The organism is candidate division KSB1 bacterium (assembly GCA_034505495.1).
Taxonomy (GTDB): domain Bacteria; phylum Zhuqueibacterota; class Zhuqueibacteria; order Residuimicrobiales; family Krinioviventaceae; genus Fontimicrobium_A.
This window is the reverse complement of sequence record JAPDQV010000003.1, coordinates 68,843-86,126: the sequence shown is the minus strand read 5'-3', so window position 1 is coordinate 86,126 and position 17,284 is coordinate 68,843. Positions and strand designations below refer to the sequence as shown.

Sequence of the window (17,284 nt, the reverse complement as noted above, 5' to 3'; positions counted from 1 at the left end):
TCCGAGAATTACGGTTCTGTTTTTATCAACTGCTCATTATCGCAAGAATCGGTCGACCAGCCGCTTGATGCCCTTCGGCGCTTCCTCTTCAAATTCTTTTGTATGAGTTTCGGCCACAATAGCCGGTGTATCGCTTACCGAGATCGGAATCCTTCGATCTCTGACTTCGACGTAAAGCATCCGATTCTCGATTGCCACGGCTACTTGGCCGGCAATGATCTCCAAGAGACCAATCGTCTCATCCGGTACAGCACGATGAGAAACCGGATCGTCGGCCATAAGGAAGCCGATGATCTTTTCTTCTCTTCCACGAATTGGAACAACGATAAACTGCCAAGGGTTCCAGCCGGCGGCTCGATTCAGGCTCAGCTCGGCGCCGTAATAGATCTGCTTCAAATGCCGCAGAATCGCTTCTTCCTTTTTGATGTAATATGACTTGCCGAGCTGATACTCATCTTTAAGGAGACGGCTGAAAGCAGGCACTTCATAGGCGAGCTCCAATAGCTGCGCCTGTTTGACTGCATCGTCGCAGGCAACGGACTTTAATTCCAGCTTTTGCGACTTTTTATTGATGAGCGCAATGCAGATCAAATTGAACTCCAAAGTGTTCTTGGCTGCCCAACTGGTCTCGTTGAGGACATCAGTTAGACTGGGCTGCAGCTTAAAGATGCTGCTGTTGGCCAAAATCTGCTGCAATCGGCGGTTGCGCTTGGCCAGTGTGCTGAAGCGGTAATAGTTCTCGATGGCCATGCTGATCAGGCGTGAAAAGATTTCGAGATTATAGAAAAGATTGCGATTCGGCTGCATATCCGGCTGCGGTTCATCGAGAGAGATATAGCCGAACGTCACGCCGCTGTGGTCTTTGAGGTTGAGCAGAACCAGGTCGCGCTTATGCCATTGATTGACGGCCGGGCGCCTCTGACTGCGACGGTCCGGCAATAGAGCAGCCTCATCACCGACCGTATCCCTCTCTCGCCGCTGGTGATAGATGACTTTGATCCGATAACGTCCCTCGAAAATGCGGTCAATGACGTCGCGAGGCACTTCGGGAACCCGCTGTTCAACCTGCTGTCTCTCCGCTTCACTATAGCCCACCAACGCCTGCTTGATAAAAGACTGCGAACGTGTATCGAGGAGCGCCAAAGTGGAACGGCGGAAGCGAAACAGCTGACAGGTGACCTCCACAATACGCCGCAAAAAGAGACTGAGCGGCTGAGAATAGCCGTCGTGGACCAATTCAATGAATTGAGCGATCATTTCCATTTGATCGATACGGGCAGGCTCTCTGGAAACCACAGAAGGTTCGACCTCCCGCATAGTACCCCTAAAGCCGATGAACTGATCAGGACGACCCTCGACGCTGATCAGCCTGACGATGAGTTCGACCGAGTGAACTTTGCCGAACTTGTCCCGCAAATCGATCGTCAAAGTGCGCTCGCCTGCGCCTCCCGTCTCATCGAAAAGACGACGATAAAAAGACGCCTCCTGGCCGGCGGGCATGAGATCCGTCAATGAGAGATGAGCAAGTTCCTCCGCCGCATAGCCGGTCAGCCTTTCAATGCCCTCGGCAACGGATAGAAACCGGCCGCGCCGATCGCAAACAAATGAACGCTCTTCGGAGGCAGATTGGGTTCCCGCCGGTTCAGACTGGAGAGTTGAGTTTACAGCCGCTTGAGCTGCCTTCTCAAGAATGCGGCGGATGGCGCGGTTCAGTGCCGTCAAATAACCGTCGGTTTTGACGACGATCTGCAATCCTCCCAATTCTTTCAGTTCCTGCTGTAATGCTGCATGTTTCTCATCGACCGTAACGATGACGTCGGCTTCATCCTTAAGCGCAGAAAGCACGCCGAAAAAAGCAGCCGCACCGTTATCGATCAATTCGCCGTCGATGAGCAGCAGATGATAACTGTTCTGGGCGATCTTGTCGACCAAATCGGCAAGAGAATGCGCCGAAGCAATCTGATGGCCGGCACGCCGTAAGCCGAAACTCTCGGAGGCCGCATCAATAAAAGCCTGTTTGGGATGGGCAATGAGGATGTTCATTTTCAAAGCCTTAATAATTTTCCGCCTATTCAATTAACTAAAGCTCTAGGAAAGATGCAAGCTTTTTAATAATTCAAAAGCTAACCTAAAAAGCAGTGGTTCGACCGTCATTTAGAACCCAGGCTTTATTGATTTCGAAATATCTTGTTGAGTATCTAAAGGGGAATGAATATATTGTATCGATAAAAAGAACGGAAAATGATGAATCGCTTTATCCTCTTTTGGCTTGTTGGCGTTTCACTTTCTGCAGCTTCGGACTTTAAAGTGTGCGTCGTCAACGGCTCCCGCGACAGTCTGAGAGTCGCCGGTGCGCGGGTGGAACTTTTATGCTTTATGACGTCCTCTCAAGAGCCTGTTCTCATCGATCAAAAAAATGCCGGAACCGACGGCTGCGCTTCATTCAGCCTTACATCGGCAGACAGCGGTTCAGACTGCTATTTTTCCTCAGTCTATTCCGGGATAAGGTATTATTCTGATAAATTGAACTTTGCCCAAGCTCCGCGTCTAATCACCCTTGTGATTTTCGATACAACCACTGAACGGACATCCCTATCAGTCCCAATGCATCACCTGATTGTTGAAGAGGCTCAAGACCGTCTTCACTTCCGTGAGATGCGCGTGCTGCAGAACGGCGGCAAGTTGACGATCGTCTCCAAAGCCGACGAACCGCTCCTGCGCATTGCCCTGCCGTCCGGTCTTTCAGATTTCTCCCCACTCACGCGCGATTTCGATTTAGCGATCGAAGGCGATTCGCTTTCCGTTCGCGGAGTCTTGCCGCCGGGGAATCGAACTCTGTCTTTCAGTTACACCATAGCCGTTACACGCAATGAAATCCATTTGTCTTTGCAGTTTCCGGTACCGACGCGCAATCTCGATCTTTTCATTCATTCCGAGCAATGGAGTCTTTCTTCTTCGCTGCAGGACTTGGGTGATTTCGTGATTCGCGGGAAAAGGTATCGCCGCAGGCACGGCGAAGAGTTTGCCGCCGGTCAAACGTTATCAGTGTTGTTTAAAAAAGAGGGGCATTCTGCCGAAGGCGTCTCACCTTATTTGACCATGAGTTTGGGCGTTTTGCTCTTGACGGGCGGTTTTCTTTTCAGTCGCGTGACCAACACTGCCGCCTTCCCGCGTTTAAAACGGAAATGACTTTTCGCATGCAGCACAAGTGCGCAACAACAGATCAAAGCACACCGAAATTCGGCATCGTGAAAGCAGACAACCTCTGCAAGTCTTTCGGACCTGCGTGCGCTTTATGCGATGTCTCTTTTCACATCGACACAGGGGAATTCATTGCCGTTTTGGGCGCCAACGGCGCCGGAAAAACAACGCTCATCCGGCTGCTGGCAGGTTTGGCGCGGCCGTCATCAGGCGAAATCTTTATCAAAGGGTTATCGGTCCGCCGACATGCAGCGGAAACGAGGCGTGCGGTCGGGGTCATGAGTCACCACACATACCTTTATGACGATCTTACGGCAGAAGAAAACCTCCGTTTCTATGCGCGGATGTTCGGAGTCCCGCCGGAGCGGGCCGAGACTCTGCTTGAAGAAGTTGGGCTTTGGGAACATCGTCGAAAGCGGATCCGAACCTTTTCCCGCGGCATGGCGCAAAGGGCCTCGCTGGCGCGCGCCTTGTTGCACGATCCGGAGATTCTGCTCCTCGACGAACCGTTTACCGGCCTCGACGTGTATGCCCGTGAAAAATTAAAATCGATGTTGGATAAATTTCTCGACGAAAAGCGAACCGTCATCTTGACCCTCCACGACATCGACTATGCGCTCGAAAAGGCGCAACGGGTTCTGATCCTTCGTCACGGCAGACTGGTTTGCGATCGCCCGGTCGATCGACTGCTTAGAACCGAATTAATGGAGATGCTGCTGCCATCCGAACCATCGCTCAAATAGCCGCAATTCTTTACAAAGATATCTTGGTGGAATTGCGCAGCAAAGAGATTCTGAACGGTATGCTGCTCTTTTCCCTGGTAATTGCGGTAATCTTTGGCTTTATTTTTGAGCCCGGCTCCGAAGAGCTGAAAACCGCCGGTTCGGGTATTCTATGGATTCTGCTCGTGTTTTCCGGCAACATCGGACTGGCTCGTTCGTTCAACCGCGAATATGAAAACGCCATGATGCAGGGATTGCTTCTCTGCCCAATCGACCGTTCGGCCATTTTTCCAGCCAAATGGATCGGCAATATGATTTTTATTTCTTTCGAACTTTTGATTCTAATCCCGCTCCTTGTTGTATTGTTCGACCTGCCGCTGGGAGAACACCGGCTTGGCTTGGCTGCGGTTCTCCTGCTTGGAGTTGCCGGCTATTCTGCCGTCGGCACGCTTTTTTCGACCATAGCCGCCCACTGCCGAGCGCGGGAGGTGATGTTGCCGCTGCTGCTTTTTCCCGTCATCGTGCCGATTCTGCTTGCGGGAGTAAAAGCATCAGCCCTATTGATGACCGACGCGGGCTTGAAAGAAGCGGGTTCTTGGATTAAAATATTGGCCGCCGTGGACATCATCTTTATTACGGCGTCCTTTTTACTGTATGAACATATTGTGGAAGAGTAAATGAAGAAATCGCTGGTGATACTTGCGGCATTTACCTACATAGGGATGACGGCAGCTCTTTATGCTGCCTTTTTGTACGCGCCGACAGAACGAACCATGGGGGAAATCCAAAGAATTTTCTACTTTCATGTCCCTGCCGCCTGGGTTTCCTTTTTGGCATTTGCCGTCGTGTTTGTCGGTGGCATAGCCTTTCTTCGTACCGGCAAAAGTCATTGGGACGTTCTGGCCTACAGTGCCGGCGAAGTGGGGGTGTTTTTCCTCACTTTGGTGCTTGTCAGCGGTCCTTTATGGGCAAAGCCGGTGTGGAACGTCTTTTGGACTTGGGACGCCCGCCTCACCACCTCACTGGTTCTCTGGTTGATTTTTATCGTTTATCTGATGCTGCGCAGCTCCTTACCAGGCGAAAAGGGAGCGCGATTTGCCGCCGTCTTTGGCATCATCGGTTTTCTGGATGTGCCTCTGGTCTATATGTCCATTCGATGGTGGCGCACCCTCCATCCTGCCCCGGTCTTGGGCGGAAAAAGCGGCAGCGGTCTGGAAGCTCCGATGCTTGCGACCCTGATGATTGCGCTTTTCGGATTTACTCTCCTGCTCATTCTCCTGTTGTACATCAACTATAAAATCTCTCGAGCCGAAAAGGACCTTGAACTTTTTGATAAAGAATGGAGAAACGGCGAAATATGACAAAGTTGGGTTATCTTTTTCTTGCCTACTCGGCCATCTGGACGGGACTGTTCATTTTCCTCTTGGCGATCCTACGGCGACTGACCAAGTTGGAGGAACAGCTTTTAGAACTAAAAGAAAAATTAAAACGATGATGGAATCAAATGAGTATGCTCGAAAAATTAATTTAAATAAAAATGGAAAGATACAAAATCGACTAATCGCACTGAATAAATGGGAGAAATTGATAGAGTGCTGGCGGTATTCGTGTTGGGATTAGAATTGCGGGGGGACTTATCTAAACATTGCTTTGAGGCTGCCCCAAGTATGTCGGGCGGAGGAGATTTGCGGCGCGACGACAATCACTTTTTCGTATGCGGTATAGGTGTCATCTAAATTCACGAGCTCCAACTTGTAATAAAAAGTCCTGCCGGCCGATTTGAATACCGAATTGTCTGAATATCGATACGTGTATTCGCGTCCATTCACACCCACAGCAGGAACGAAGGCAAGCTTTTGAAATTGGACACCGTCCAAGCTGCGCATGATACGGTATCCCTTCAGCTGGCTTTCAGCCGTTACCACCCATTTCAAGTCAACGCGGTTCAGGCTGCTTTCAGCATGAAAATCGGCGATAACCGCCCCGGCCATCAAGCATACGCTCGAAAAAAGAGCCGCTGCCAAAATTGCATATATATATTTTTTATCTTTCATACTATACAAATATCCCTATTTAGAATTAAAAAAGCAAGCATAATTTTTTACAAATAAAACGCAAAAACATTATCAAATAATGTCATTTTTTATTGACAACTTGCAATTTTTTTATATATTACCATACCATTATCGAGTAAAAATTCTGTAAGAATGGACCTGGCCTCGCAGTGCGAATGAATCCAAGTTTTGTCTCATTTTGAGCCAATCGTGAATTATTTGTATTACTGTTTAACGATTTTTCGCTTGACAATCCAAGAGGCAGTTTATATATTTAAAAGCCTTTTTTGCTTTTCTTTGTGCCAAGTCGTAAGTCTGTCTATTATTAATTAGTGTAATTTTTCCAAATTGCAAAAGAGTAAATCTGCTTAATCAATCGATCGATCGTCTTAACAAAAGGGCTCTTTATGCATAACAAACGTTTTAAGCTGATTTATTTTTCGACCGGGGGTTCCGAAGTTCGAGAATTCAGCTTAGATCTAAGAAAAGTAATCGTCCTTTCCAGTGCTTTCGTTGTTTGTTTTGCAGCCCTCTTGATCGGCATTATTGCCCTTTTCACAAATTATTTCCATAATTCAAATATAGCATCGCTGAAAAAATCCAATACGCAGCTCAGGCAGATGCTCGCCGAAATGGAAAAGAAAGTGAAAAAGATCGAAACGAACGTCGAAGTTATCAAGTCTTCGGATCAGCAGCTGCGGCAAATATTGGATATGACCGATTATACGGAAGATGAACGAAAATTAGGAAGAGGCGGATTGGCTTCCTCCGAATATACATTGGCAAGTATTCAGCCGTCGACCGTCGATGCCAACGTTGTAAATGCGGCAAGAATAGCAAAATTTTTGGATGACTTGGATAGACGCCTTGAATTTGTGCAGAAAAGTCGGGAAGAGATTGAAAAGAAGGAAAAAGAGAATCAAAGTCTCTGGAATCATATTCCTTCCATCAATCCGGTCCAGGGTGAATATCGGTTTACGGACAGCTTCGGCTGGCGTGTTCACCCCTTGACCCGAATACGCCAATATCATGAAGGCCAGGATATTTCAGCAAAACGGGGTACGCCGGTTGTAGCCGCGGCAGACGGAAGAGTTACGACCGTAGTAGGAAAGCACGATCCTAATAGAAGTTACGGTAGATACATAGCCATTGACCACGGTGAAGGTTATTTGACACTTTATGCACATCTAAAAACTGTAGAAGTTAAGGAAGGCCAGGAGGTCCGACGCGGACAAGTTATAGGCACGGTAGGAGATACCGGAAGCGCAACCGGACCACATTTGCATTACGAAGTCCATTACATGGGATCTGTTCAAGACCCGCTTAACTATATCCTCGAAGCAGATCAATAAGTATTGAAAAACTGTATAACCCCTTTTTTTACTGACCGTCATGCATTTTACAGCGCCATTTTATCGGCGCTTTTTTGTTTTACATCGATTCCGGCCTCGGCTGATCCTTGCAATAGGTCGGCTATTGAGGATGTGGGCTCGACCATTATCGAAAAGGCGATTGCAGAAGAATATGAACAAGCCTTTTCGCTGATCGAATCCCTCCTCACATCCTGCCCCTCCAAACCGGCTCCTTATTTTTTGAAAGCCGCAGTCCTTCATTCCATGATGCTGGATTTCGAATCGAATCTTTGGGAACAAGAGTTCATGCAAAGTCTGCAAAAAACTCTGCAAATCTGCGATACGCTTCTTTTAAAAAATGCCGATGACTCTGAGGCGCTCTTTTATCGCGGCGGCGCACTCTCTTACTATGGCCTGCATTTTTCGCGCTCGGGTAAATATTTGCAGGGCATCTCTTATTCGATTCGAGCCGTGCGCACACTGCAAAAAGTTCTTGAAATCGACAACTCTTGGAATGACGCCTATCTTGCCATTGGCAGTTACAAATATTGGAGAAGCCATCTTACGCGAATCTTTTCTTGGCTGCCTTTTTTTGCCGATCAGCGTGAGGAAGGAATAGAGGACATTAAAAAAGCTTATCATACCTCCAGATTTTCCAAATGGCCGGCGCTGTCCAATTTGGGCTGGATCTATATGCAGGAAAAGGAATACCGGCTGGCGGAAAAATGTGCCGATGAAGGATTATCTGCTTTTCCAAAGAGTCGATTCTTTTTATGGCTGAAGGCGGAGGCGACGGCGAAACAAAGGCGGTTTGAAGAAGCTGCGGAGCTTTATCAACTATTATTGGATTCCGTGACGGCGCAAAAATTCAACAATCACTTTAACGAAATTGTCCTGCATCTCAAACTGGCGCATTGTTTCGCAGCGTTACAAGAGACACAAAGGGCATACTATCATGCCCGCAAAGCTGCAGAGCTGCAGCCGCAGGCCGATGCGCCGCCGCGCGTCCTCGAAAAACTGGACGAGGCGAAAAAGCTGCTGCACACCTTGAAAAAACAGCGATCTTAATCCCTTTGATACACTGTCCGTCACCCCGCTTCTTATATCATTGTCGACAGTTTTACACAAGCCGTCCAGGCATTAGGTTTGCTAATGATTAGAGCTAAAGCCTTTTTCGACGGACAACATTATGCAGGGCATCAAACTTTTTTGCCTTTTTCTCATTTCCCCTTTTGCTCTTTGGGGATTGACCGTCACGCTCTCTCCGACGCCGGTACCCCGTTATCATGTCCTTGAGATAACTTTTGACGAAAATGTCTCGATCGCCAATCCGTATGATCAGTCTGTCGATGCAGTCTTTGTCTCTCCAGGCCGCATCGAGGTTCCCGTGAGCGGCTTCTATGACGGAGACAGGCAATGGAAGATCCGGTTTATGCCGGACCGGATCGGTCAATGGCAGGTTCGCTGGCGTTTCGGCAACGCTGCCGGTGCAAGCGAATTTACCTGCACGGCGCAAACCCACCCTAAAATTCATGGCCATATCCGCATCGACCCCTACAATCCGCGCAAACTGCGCTATGAAGACGGCACACCCCTCTTCTGGCACGGCGGAAAATATCTTTGCATCATGCGGCCTTTCGGGACCAACGATCTGCAGGAATTAAGCTATCCGGAAAGACTCGACACACAAACCTATCTCTCTCTTTGTCGAAAATACTTTCAAGACATTTCCCAATTGGGACTGAACGGTGCGGTTTTCAAGGTTCAGGTGCTCCCTTTGGATTACAACTTACGCGATATGAATCTCGCTTTCTTTAAGGCCATGGATGAAATCGTCCAAGCGGCAATGTGGAACGGCATCAACCTTCAGATAACGCTCTTTGATGTATGGGGCAAGCGTAAACAAAATACCGATTGGTCCCTGCAAACGCCGGCTTCGGCAGATTGGCTTCTTTTGGAGCCTTGGAATGAATATACTTTTACAAAAGAGACAAAATTCTATCTCGAATATATTGTCAAGAGATATGCGGCCTTTCCAAATATCATTTGGGAACTTTGGAACGAAGCGGAAAAATTCAAATTTTCCGCAGCCAGGCAAACGGAGGTTTATCGCAGAATCATTCAGCAGGCCGATCCATACAATCTCTTAATCGGAGCCTCAGAGATGTATACAGCGCCCTACGGCTTGGATCTTTGCCATGCGCATCTGCGCTATAAGTGCTGGCCGGATCAATGGGACTTTATGTATTGGGCGATTCATAACGACAAGAGATATGCTCCATATTACTTTAAATATAACATGCCTTACATTTGGAATGAAATCGGCCCGTGGGAGAACGATGCGACGCACTTTTATACCGAAGAGGATTATCGCAATTGGCACCGCGCCACGTTCTGGTCGGCGTTGACGCTCGGCGCCGCGGGCATTTCCGAAGAACATTGGAGCGACATTCGTTCTCTCCCCAACGAGATTACCCGTCAGCATTCTTTTTTCATCCGCTTTGTCGATCAGCTTCAAGATGTCAATGCTCTCCAATCATCCGACGAGTTAAGACTTTTAAATGGAAAAGGCTTTCTTTGTCGCCGCGGCGATGATGAACTCGTCGCTTATCTTTTTACACAACAAAACAAAAGCCGCATCGAATTCGATCTATACTTGGGGAAAACGACCCTCGGTTATCGCTTCTATAATCCCAAGACGGGCGAGTGGCTCGGCAACAGCACGCGTTACGAGGCGCGCGCCGAAGGATGGCATCGCTTCAAGACGCCGACATTCGATCAGGACATTGTCTTTTATGCGTTTAAAGAAACTGTCACTCCGTCAACTCCAGTGGAATGGGGAAAATTGGAAGTGCGGATACAGAGGGATACGGTCCTGCTTTTCTGGCAGACGCTTTCCGAGAGTAATAACTTGGGCTTTGAAATCTATCGCAGACTTGGAAACGGCTCACCGGAGCGCGTCGGTTTTATGCCGGGTGCGGGGACTTCCAACGAGCCAAAAGAGTACTCTTTTGCACATCGGCCGCCTTTTGCCGCACGCTGGACTTTTATCATCCGGCAGATTGATACCGACGGCTCCTTCCAAGAGCAGTCTTTAGAGGCGGATTTCGCGCCTGTCGCTACCGGTCCCTATCCCAACCCTGCAAACGGATGCGTCGTGTTTCCCAATCCCTTGGGAAAAGAGGCCATTCAGCTTGTCATTTTTGACACGCTCGGCCGGATGATTTGGAAGGAAAAAGCGGCGGAACCGCTCTTAATTTGGGACGGAAAAACTTTTCAGGGAGAACCAGCCCCATCCGGAATTTATTTTTATGTCATTCATTCGCCGGAAAGTGAGCGAATCGTAGCCAAGGGGAAAATCAGCTTTATACGTTGAGCGGAAGCTCGTTGGCGACCATCTGCTCCAATGTCTGCCTGCGGCGGATCAGCTGCAGAGATCCGTCCCGCCTCAGCAGCACTTCAGGCGGCTGCAGGTAAGAGTTGTAATTGACCAACGTCATGTACGAAACATAAGCGCCGGCGCCGCCGATGACGAGATAGTCGCCGATTTTAGGATCAGCCATCAGCCGGGGAATGATGTGACCCTGGGCATCGAGGCTCTGCGAATCACCGCTCTCGCAGCATCGCCCCACCACGACGCGATAATCGGTTTCGGGATACAGCTCGCTCAGATCAAATTCGCTGGAAAGTAGCCTTCCGTCCTGCGAGACAACGTAAAACGGATGCCGCGAACCGTAAAGAAGCGGCCGCGTGTTGGTTTCCATGCCGCCGTCGGCGATGATGAATTTAAAGCCGTCGTCTCCAGTCGACTTTTTGTCGAGTACCGAGGTCACTAAAAAGCCGGCATTTGCCATAATAAAAGTTCCCGGCTCGACGGCCATCCGCAACTTTCGTCCGGTGCGTAGAAAAAAGGCCTGAAACCGATCGCGGGCGTAGCGGCCTAAATCCTGAATATCCGCGGGCTTTTCGTCCGGCATGCGGGCCTCTTTAAAACCACCGCCGAGATTGACCGTTTCCGCATCCGGGAAATACTTTTCGACATATCCCAACTCGCGATCAATGTTCTCACGCCATAGATGCGGGTCGCCGCCGGAACCGATGTGGGTATGGACTTCGTCAAAGATCAGCCCTTTTCGGGCGGCAAAATCGAGGCAAGATTCGAGATCGTCCATATGGATGCCGAAACAGCTGTATTTGTCGCCGGTGTTGCGGGTGACCGATTCTCCGGCTCCGACGCCGGGATGAATGCGCAGAGCAAGCTTGAGGCGATGCTCCGCGGCAAAATCGGCGACAAGTTCCAACTGGCGGCGCGAGCAGACGTTATACTTCATACCCTGCAGCATCATCTCCTGCAACTGCAGGCGCGCCTCACCGGTCGGAACATCCTGAGTGGTCAACATCATGCGGTCATAAGGAATGCCGGCGGCATGGGCGCGAAGCCCTTCGTAAACCGAACTGAGGTCGAAATGCAGGCCCATGTTCGCTATCAGCTGAAGGATGGCGCGGTTGGCGTTCGCCTTCATGGCATAGCTCACGCGCAGACCGAAAGCATTGGGCATTTCAAGCAACTCGCGACATTTATGAACGATGGTCTGCTCATCGTATAAATAGAGCGGGGTTCCGAAGCGTTGCGCCGCTTCGGCAATGATTTGGCTGTTCACGCCGCTGTAAGGTAAAAGATTCATTTCGTTTCCGCTGGTTTCCTCGTCAGTTCAATCGAATGTTTTTCCGGATGCTTTCCACGGCTTCTTCGACGTCTTCTCGGTGGCCGAAGGCGCTTAAACGCAGATAGCCTTCACCGCTGGGGCCGAAACCGGCGCCCGGCGTTCCGACGACATGCGCCTGATGCAGCAAAACGTCGAAAAATTCCCATGAGCTGAGACCGTTAGGCGTCTTGACCCAGACATAGGGAGCATTATCGCCGCCGTAGCATATAAAGCCGATCTCCTGCAGTCCGGTTTTGATGAGGTGCGCATTGTACAGATAATAGTCCGCCAGCGCCAAACACTCTTTCCACCCCTCCTCGGAAAGTGCGGCAATGCCGCCCCACTGAACGATATTGGAAGCGCCGTTGAAAAACGTATTCTGCCGCCGCGTCCACAACGCGTTCGCCTTGCCGGCGGGCGCGTCTTCTGTGAGCAAATCCCTGGGAACGATACTCCATCCGAGGCGTACGCCGGTAAAGCCGGCAATTTTCGAAAAGCTGTTGATCTCGATGGCGCACTCTTTGGCGCCGGGAATTTCATAGATGGAATGCGGCAGATTCGGATCGCGAATAAAGGCCGAATAGGCGGCGTCAAAGATAATCACGGCTTTTTCGGCGCGCGCATAATCGACAAAGCGGGACAACTGCTCTTTTCGCGCTACTGCGCCGGTGGGGTTGTTCGGACTGCAGAGATAGATTAAATCCACCTTTTGTTTGGGGAGATCGGGAAAGAACTCGTTCTCCGCCGTACAAGGCATGTAGATGAAGCCCTTATAGAGTCCTTTTTGCGCGTCATAGCCGCTGCTGCGTCCGGCGATCACATTCGAATCGACATAGACCGGATAGGCAGGATCTTGAACGGCAACGACGTTGTCGGGCCCAAAGATGCTCTGGATGTTGCCGGAATCCGGTTTAGCACCGTCGGAAACAAAGATCTCCGAAAGGTCGAGTTCAATACCCCTTCTTCGGTAAAACTCCTGCAGCGCCTTTTTCATCTCCGGTTCGCCGGTTGAATCGTCAGCGTAACCGCGATAGGTTTCCCGATGGGCAAGGCGCTCGACACCGTAATGAAGCGCTTTGACCACCGTCGGCGTCAAGGGTTCGGTGGTGTTGCCGATGCCCAGTCTCATGATCTTTACGTTCGGGTGTTCGGCAGCAAAAGCGCGCACCCTTCTGGCGATCTCGGGGAAAAGGTATCCCGCTGCGAGCTGATCGTAATTCCGGTTTAGTTTGGCCATAAGTGTATCCTCAATCTACGGTCACGGCAAACGCTTCCGCATCGATTTCACCTTGCCCCACGCGCACCACAGGGCCGGTCATATTGATGCTGAAATCTTCTCCAATGGAAATTTTGAGCTGTCCTCCCGGCATGTGTACGGTAACTTGGGAGTCGACCAAGCCGAGCCTTCTTGCGACGGCGGCAGCGGCGCAGCTCGAGCTTCCGGAGGCCAAGGTATAGCCGGCGCCCCGCTCCCAAATCTCGATGCGGATGTTGCCGCGGTCGAGGACCTGCATAAACTGCACATTGGTTCGGTTCGGAAAACGCTCGTTTGTTTCAATGAGCGGGCCGTAGGTGCGCGCCAGTTCTTCCGACACCTCCTGTAAAGGCAGAACGCAGTGCGGATTGCCGATGGAAGCGGCGCAAAAGCGGAATTCTCGGTCTTTAATCGTCATTGTTTCGTTGAGAACTTCACGCGGCGGACCGGTGACCGGGATTTCGCGGCTGTCGAACGTTACCCGTCCCATTTCGACCTGAACCATCCTCCCGTTCTCCAATACCTGCGCACAGACCACGCCGCCGAGCGTGTCCAGCCGAAAAGGCTGATCCTTAACCAAGCCGCTGTCGTAAAGGAAGCGGCTGAAAATGCGCAGACCATTGCCGGACTTTTCCGCCTCGCTGCCGTCCGGATTGAAAATGCGCAGGCCGAATTCGGCGCGTCCGCTCGGCAGGGGGCCCCAGAGAATGCCGTCCGACCCGAGGCCGTAATTGCGATGGCAGATTAAGCGAACTTCGGACGGCGTCAACTCACGGCCGACTTGAGCGGGATCCAGCACAAGATAGTCGTTCCCTAATCCGTGGTATTTGAAAAATTTCAACTTTTCTCCTTTCCGCGGGTCATGAGATCAGACCGAGTTCGAGCAGCAGCCGCCGCAATTTTTCGCGGTTGGCCTCGCTCATCGGCACCAAAGGCAGCCGCAGCACGTCTTCCGCCAAACCCATCATGGCGCAGGCAGCTTTGACCGGAATGGGATTGCTCTCCCAAAAATTTGCTTCCATGAGCGGTAACAATTTAAAATGCAGGGCGCGTGCGGAATCCCAATCACCGTTTGCCGCTGCAAGAACCATCTGCTTCATCATGGCAGGCGCTTCATTGGCAACGACGGAAACGACGCCCTCGGCGCCGAGCGCCATCATCGGCAGCGTCAAAGCATCATCGCCGGAGAGGACCAGAAATCCCTGCGGTCTGCGGCGCAAGATCTCCATGATCTGCGAAAAATTACCGCTCGCCTCTTTTATGCCGACGATGTTCGGGATTTCTGCAAGCTGCAGCACCGTTTCCGCGGCAATATTGCTGCTCGTGCGGCCCGGCACGTTGTAAAGAATCACCGGCAGTTTGGTTGCCTGTGCAATCGCTTTAAAGTGTTCGTACAGACCGCGTTGTGTCGGCTTGTTGTAGTAGGGGGCGACGGAGAGGATGCCGTCGGCGCCGGATTGTTCTGCATGTACGGTGAGCGAAACGGCTTCGTCCGTGCAATTGCTGCCGGCACCCGCCAGTACCGGAATTCGTTTTGCCGCCTGCTCGATGACGATGTCGATCACCCGTCGATGCTCTTCATGACTCAAGGTAGCGCTCTCGCCCGTAGTGCCGCAGGCGAGAATAACGTCGGTCCCCTGCTCGATGTGCCAATCGACCAGGCGCCGCAGTCGCGCCTCATCCACCGAAAAATCGCTTTTGAAGGGCGTAATCAGCGCCACGGTAACGCCGCGGAAATGGCTGCTCTCTTTGCTCATGGCTTACCTCGCATGGTTGAAAATCGTTTTTCAGACTCATTTGCCCAATGGGGCAATGTCGTTCATAAAATCATCCATCGTGAAAATGCCTTTGCGTCCCACCAGCCATTCGGCGGCGCGAACCGCGCCCAATGCAAAGCCCTCGCGTCCGTGGGCCGTATGCTGCAGCAAAATCTCATCGGCATCCGAATCAAAGCATACCATGTGGGTTCCGGGCACTCGACCGGCACGCGATGAAGTGACATGAAGCGCTTCAGGATCAATGACGCCGCGGCTGGTCTCGGCGAGGACTTTTTTCTTGTCCGGAAAATTCTTTAGAACCACTTCGGCAAGCTTTTTCGCCGTACCGCTTGGACTGTCGGCTTTGCCGCGATGGTGAATTTCATGAATGAAACAGTCATACGCGCAAGTGTTCGCCAACAGTTGCGCAGTCCGTCCGACGATCAAGGTAAACAGATAGACGCCGATGGAAAAGTTGGGACTGTAGAGCATGGTCAGGTCAGGAATGGCGCGCACCTCCTCCATACGATCATACCATCCGGTAGTTCCTTCGACGAGCGGGAGTCCGAGCAGCGCAGCCGCACGGGCATTATCGATTACAGCATCCGCCGTGACAAAGCTGATCAGCACTTCGGCGCCGCGGCAGTCGCTGTCGCGGCTGAAATGGTCGTTGACATCGAAAACTGCCGTGATACGATGGCCGCGCAGGGCCGCCTGGCGTTCGACCTCTTTGCCCATGCGCCCGTACCCCAAAATGGCGATGTTCATATTCACCTCATGCAAAGACCCTTGGATCCAATTCACCTTGGAAAAAATAATCATGCAGCCGAGGCACCACGCGCTTTAAGTCATCTTCGTCGATGACAAAACTCAGATTGATTTCCGAAGCGCCCTGCGAAATCAACGAAATACGCGTATCCTGTAAAAGACCGAAAACCTGGCCGGGTATTCCCTTGGCTTTTTTGAGACCGTCGCCGACCAGGCAGACGATCGCTTTTCCTTTTTCTACCTGCACGCTGCCGATTTGCGTGAGCTCGGCGACAATCTCTTCGAGGCGCCGGGTGTTGTCGATCGTCATCGATACGCTGACCTCAGAAGTGGCGACCAAATCGACCGACGTTTCGTACTTTTCAAAAACCGAAAAGACCTTGGCCATAAAGCCGTACGCCATGAGCATGCGGTCCGAAATGACGGTAATCACCGTGAGTCCTTCCTTATAGGCAATGGACTTTACGCGGCCTTCGTGAAGCGCGTCTACAGGCCGATGCTTGGAGATGGCCGTACCGTCGAAGGATGGATTCATCGAATTGAGCACCTTGACCGTCATGTCGCGCTCTACGGCGGGTGCCAATGTTGCGGGATGAAGGACTCTGGCGCCGAAATAGGCCAATTCTGCCGCTTCCTGAAAGCTCATGTAGCGGATACGATGGGCATCGGGGACCAAAGAGGGGTCGGCAGTGAGTACGCCGTCGACGTCCGACCATATTTCCACAAGCCCTACCTGCAGCATGGCGCCGAAAAGGGTAGCCGAATAGTCGGAGCCGCCGCGCCCTAAAGTCGTGGTGCGGCCGTCGAGCGTTGAACCGACAAAGCCTTGGGTTACAGGAATTTTGCCGCTTTCTACAAGCGGCACCAGTATGCTGCGGGCGCGGGGCGTCGATTCCTCGAGCAACGGCCGCGCCGCTCCAAAGTGGTCGTCGGTCATCATCATTGCGCGGGCATCGGCAAAAACGGCGGCAAGACCGTTCTTTCGGAGCACTGCCGGCAGCATGTTGGCGGTAAAGAATTCACCGGTGCTGATGACGGCGTCATAGGATTCATCAATGAGTCTGCCGTCGGTAAATACGCGGGCGACCGCATCGCGCAGCAAAATTTCCGCCTGTTGGAAAGCGGCTGCAAAAACTTGATCGGTAAACAGATCAAGTTCCTCGGCGATGGTTCGGTGCTGGACTATAATTTCTTCCAAAAGTGATTCGGCATCTTTTCGTTCGCCTTGCCCCGCCAACTTGGCCAGGCGAACCAGCTTATTGGTCACACCGCCGACCGCGGAAGTAACGACGACCGGCTTTTGCGCCGAACGTCCGGCGATGATCGAACAGACTCTTTGCATGGCAGCCGCATTGCCGACGGAAGTGCCGCCGAATTTCATTACCAGCATGTTGTTCCCTTCCTTTCCTAAATCGATTGGCAGTTTGGCACGTGGAAATAAACCAGGTTACGGGCTGATAAAAAAAATG

General features: G+C 51.3%; 16 protein-coding genes. 8 read left to right on the top strand and 8 right to left on the bottom strand.

All coding sequences use genetic code 11. The features are described from left to right. Nucleotides 1-36 precede the first annotated feature (36 nt). Nucleotides 37-2,043 (bottom strand): PAS domain S-box protein, encoded by a 2,007-nt coding sequence (locus tag ONB24_02350; GenBank protein MDZ7314944.1) that lies wholly within the window; start codon nt 2,041-2,043, stop codon nt 37-39. Between the two features lie 198 nt (nt 2,044-2,241). Between ONB24_02350 and ONB24_02345 the strand changes: the two genes are divergently transcribed. From ONB24_02345 to ONB24_02325, 5 genes are read left to right on the top strand one after another with little or no spacing between them, the layout of a single operon-like run. After that, a complete protein-coding gene (locus tag ONB24_02345) occupies nt 2,242-3,189 on the top strand; it encodes a hypothetical protein (protein ID MDZ7314943.1) in 948 nt (315 codons plus the stop codon). Between the two features lie 59 nt (nt 3,190-3,248). Next, nucleotides 3,249-3,944, top strand: a complete 696-nt coding sequence (gene ccmA / locus ONB24_02340; protein MDZ7314942.1) for a heme ABC exporter ATP-binding protein CcmA — start codon at nt 3,249-3,251, stop codon at nt 3,942-3,944. A gap of 5 nt (nt 3,945-3,949) precedes the next feature. Continuing rightward, entirely contained in the window at nt 3,950-4,600 is a 651-nt protein-coding gene (locus ONB24_02335; GenBank protein ID MDZ7314941.1) for a heme exporter protein CcmB, read from the top strand. Next, nucleotides 4,601-5,284: a cytochrome c biogenesis protein gene (locus ONB24_02330; GenBank protein MDZ7314940.1), complete on the top strand. Its 684-nt coding sequence runs from the start codon at nt 4,601-4,603 to the stop codon at nt 5,282-5,284. After that, nucleotides 5,281-5,418 (top strand): CcmD family protein, encoded by a 138-nt coding sequence (locus ONB24_02325; protein ID MDZ7314939.1) that lies wholly within the window; start codon nt 5,281-5,283, stop codon nt 5,416-5,418. The genes ONB24_02330 and ONB24_02325 overlap by 4 nt, the downstream gene beginning before the upstream one ends. A 139-nt stretch (nt 5,419-5,557) precedes the next feature. Here the strand turns inward: ONB24_02325 and ONB24_02320 are convergent, their stop codons facing one another. Next, nucleotides 5,558-5,914, bottom strand: a complete 357-nt coding sequence (locus ONB24_02320) for a hypothetical protein (GenBank protein ID MDZ7314938.1) — start codon at nt 5,912-5,914, stop codon at nt 5,558-5,560. A gap of 470 nt (nt 5,915-6,384) precedes the next feature. Here ONB24_02320 and ONB24_02315 point away from each other — a divergent pair, with 470 nt between their 5' ends. The 3 genes from ONB24_02315 (at nt 6,385) to ONB24_02305 (ending at nt 10,705) form a co-directional block, all read left to right on the top strand. Further along, nucleotides 6,385-7,329: a M23 family metallopeptidase gene (locus tag ONB24_02315; GenBank protein MDZ7314937.1), complete on the top strand. Its 945-nt coding sequence runs from the start codon at nt 6,385-6,387 to the stop codon at nt 7,327-7,329. A gap of 132 nt (nt 7,330-7,461) precedes the next feature. After that, entirely contained in the window at nt 7,462-8,397 is a 936-nt protein-coding gene (locus tag ONB24_02310; GenBank protein ID MDZ7314936.1) for a hypothetical protein, read from the top strand. Between the two features lie 121 nt (nt 8,398-8,518). Further along, entirely contained in the window at nt 8,519-10,705 is a 2,187-nt protein-coding gene (locus ONB24_02305) for a DUF5060 domain-containing protein (protein ID MDZ7314935.1), read from the top strand. Here ONB24_02305 and ONB24_02300 read toward each other — a convergent pair. From ONB24_02300 to lysC, 6 genes are read right to left on the bottom strand one after another with little or no spacing between them, the layout of a single operon-like run. Next, the gene (locus ONB24_02300; protein ID MDZ7314934.1) at nt 10,695-12,014 is read right to left on the bottom strand and encodes a diaminopimelate decarboxylase; all 1,320 of its coding nucleotides are present in this window, start codon (nt 12,012-12,014) and stop codon (nt 10,695-10,697) included. The two genes, ONB24_02305 and ONB24_02300, sit on opposite strands and share 11 nt — an antisense overlap. 22 nt (nt 12,015-12,036) lie before the next feature. Next, nucleotides 12,037-13,272: an LL-diaminopimelate aminotransferase gene (locus ONB24_02295; GenBank protein ID MDZ7314933.1), complete on the bottom strand. Its 1,236-nt coding sequence runs from the start codon at nt 13,270-13,272 to the stop codon at nt 12,037-12,039. Nucleotides 13,273-13,282: 10 nt separating this feature from the next. Beyond that, nucleotides 13,283-14,131: a diaminopimelate epimerase gene (gene dapF / locus ONB24_02290; GenBank protein ID MDZ7314932.1), complete on the bottom strand. Its 849-nt coding sequence runs from the start codon at nt 14,129-14,131 to the stop codon at nt 13,283-13,285. A gap of 19 nt (nt 14,132-14,150) precedes the next feature. Next, nucleotides 14,151-15,047 carry a 4-hydroxy-tetrahydrodipicolinate synthase gene (gene dapA / locus ONB24_02285; GenBank protein ID MDZ7314931.1) on the bottom strand — a complete coding sequence of 299 codons (897 nt, stop codon included), beginning with the start codon at nt 15,045-15,047 and terminating at the stop codon, nt 14,151-14,153. Nucleotides 15,048-15,083: 36 nt separating this feature from the next. Further along, nucleotides 15,084-15,815 (bottom strand): 4-hydroxy-tetrahydrodipicolinate reductase, encoded by a 732-nt coding sequence (gene dapB / locus ONB24_02280; protein MDZ7314930.1) that lies wholly within the window; start codon nt 15,813-15,815, stop codon nt 15,084-15,086. A 7-nt stretch (nt 15,816-15,822) separates the two neighbouring features. Next, a complete protein-coding gene (lysC, locus tag ONB24_02275) occupies nt 15,823-17,205 on the bottom strand; it encodes a lysine-sensitive aspartokinase 3 (GenBank protein MDZ7314929.1) in 1,383 nt (460 codons plus the stop codon). Nucleotides 17,206-17,284: the final 79 nt, after the last annotated feature.

Excerpts from the sequence above, each read along its gene's own strand:
- ONB24_02350 (MDZ7314944.1), bottom strand. The coding sequence starts at position 2,043 with ATGAACATCCTCATTGCCCATCCCAAACAGGCTTTTATTGATGCGGCC.
- ONB24_02345 (MDZ7314943.1), top strand. The coding sequence starts at position 2,242 with ATGATGAATCGCTTTATCCTCTTTTGGCTTGTTGGCGTTTCACTTTCT.
- ONB24_02330 (MDZ7314940.1), top strand. The coding sequence starts at position 4,601 with ATGAAGAAATCGCTGGTGATACTTGCGGCATTTACCTACATAGGGATG.
- ONB24_02325 (MDZ7314939.1), top strand. The coding sequence starts at position 5,281 with ATGACAAAGTTGGGTTATCTTTTTCTTGCCTACTCGGCCATCTGGACG.
- ONB24_02320 (MDZ7314938.1), bottom strand. The coding sequence starts at position 5,914 with ATGGCCGGGGCGGTTATCGCCGATTTTCATGCTGAAAGCAGCCTGAAC.
- ONB24_02315 (MDZ7314937.1), top strand. The coding sequence starts at position 6,385 with ATGCATAACAAACGTTTTAAGCTGATTTATTTTTCGACCGGGGGTTCC.
- ONB24_02305 (MDZ7314935.1), top strand. The coding sequence starts at position 8,519 with ATGCAGGGCATCAAACTTTTTTGCCTTTTTCTCATTTCCCCTTTTGCT.
- ONB24_02300 (MDZ7314934.1), bottom strand. The coding sequence starts at position 12,014 with ATGAATCTTTTACCTTACAGCGGCGTGAACAGCCAAATCATTGCCGAA.
- ONB24_02295 (MDZ7314933.1), bottom strand. The coding sequence starts at position 13,272 with ATGGCCAAACTAAACCGGAATTACGATCAGCTCGCAGCGGGATACCTT.
- dapA (MDZ7314931.1), bottom strand. The coding sequence starts at position 15,047 with ATGAGCAAAGAGAGCAGCCATTTCCGCGGCGTTACCGTGGCGCTGATT.
- dapB (MDZ7314930.1), bottom strand. The coding sequence starts at position 15,815 with ATGAACATCGCCATTTTGGGGTACGGGCGCATGGGCAAAGAGGTCGAA.
- lysC (MDZ7314929.1), bottom strand. The coding sequence starts at position 17,205 with ATGCTGGTAATGAAATTCGGCGGCACTTCCGTCGGCAATGCGGCTGCC.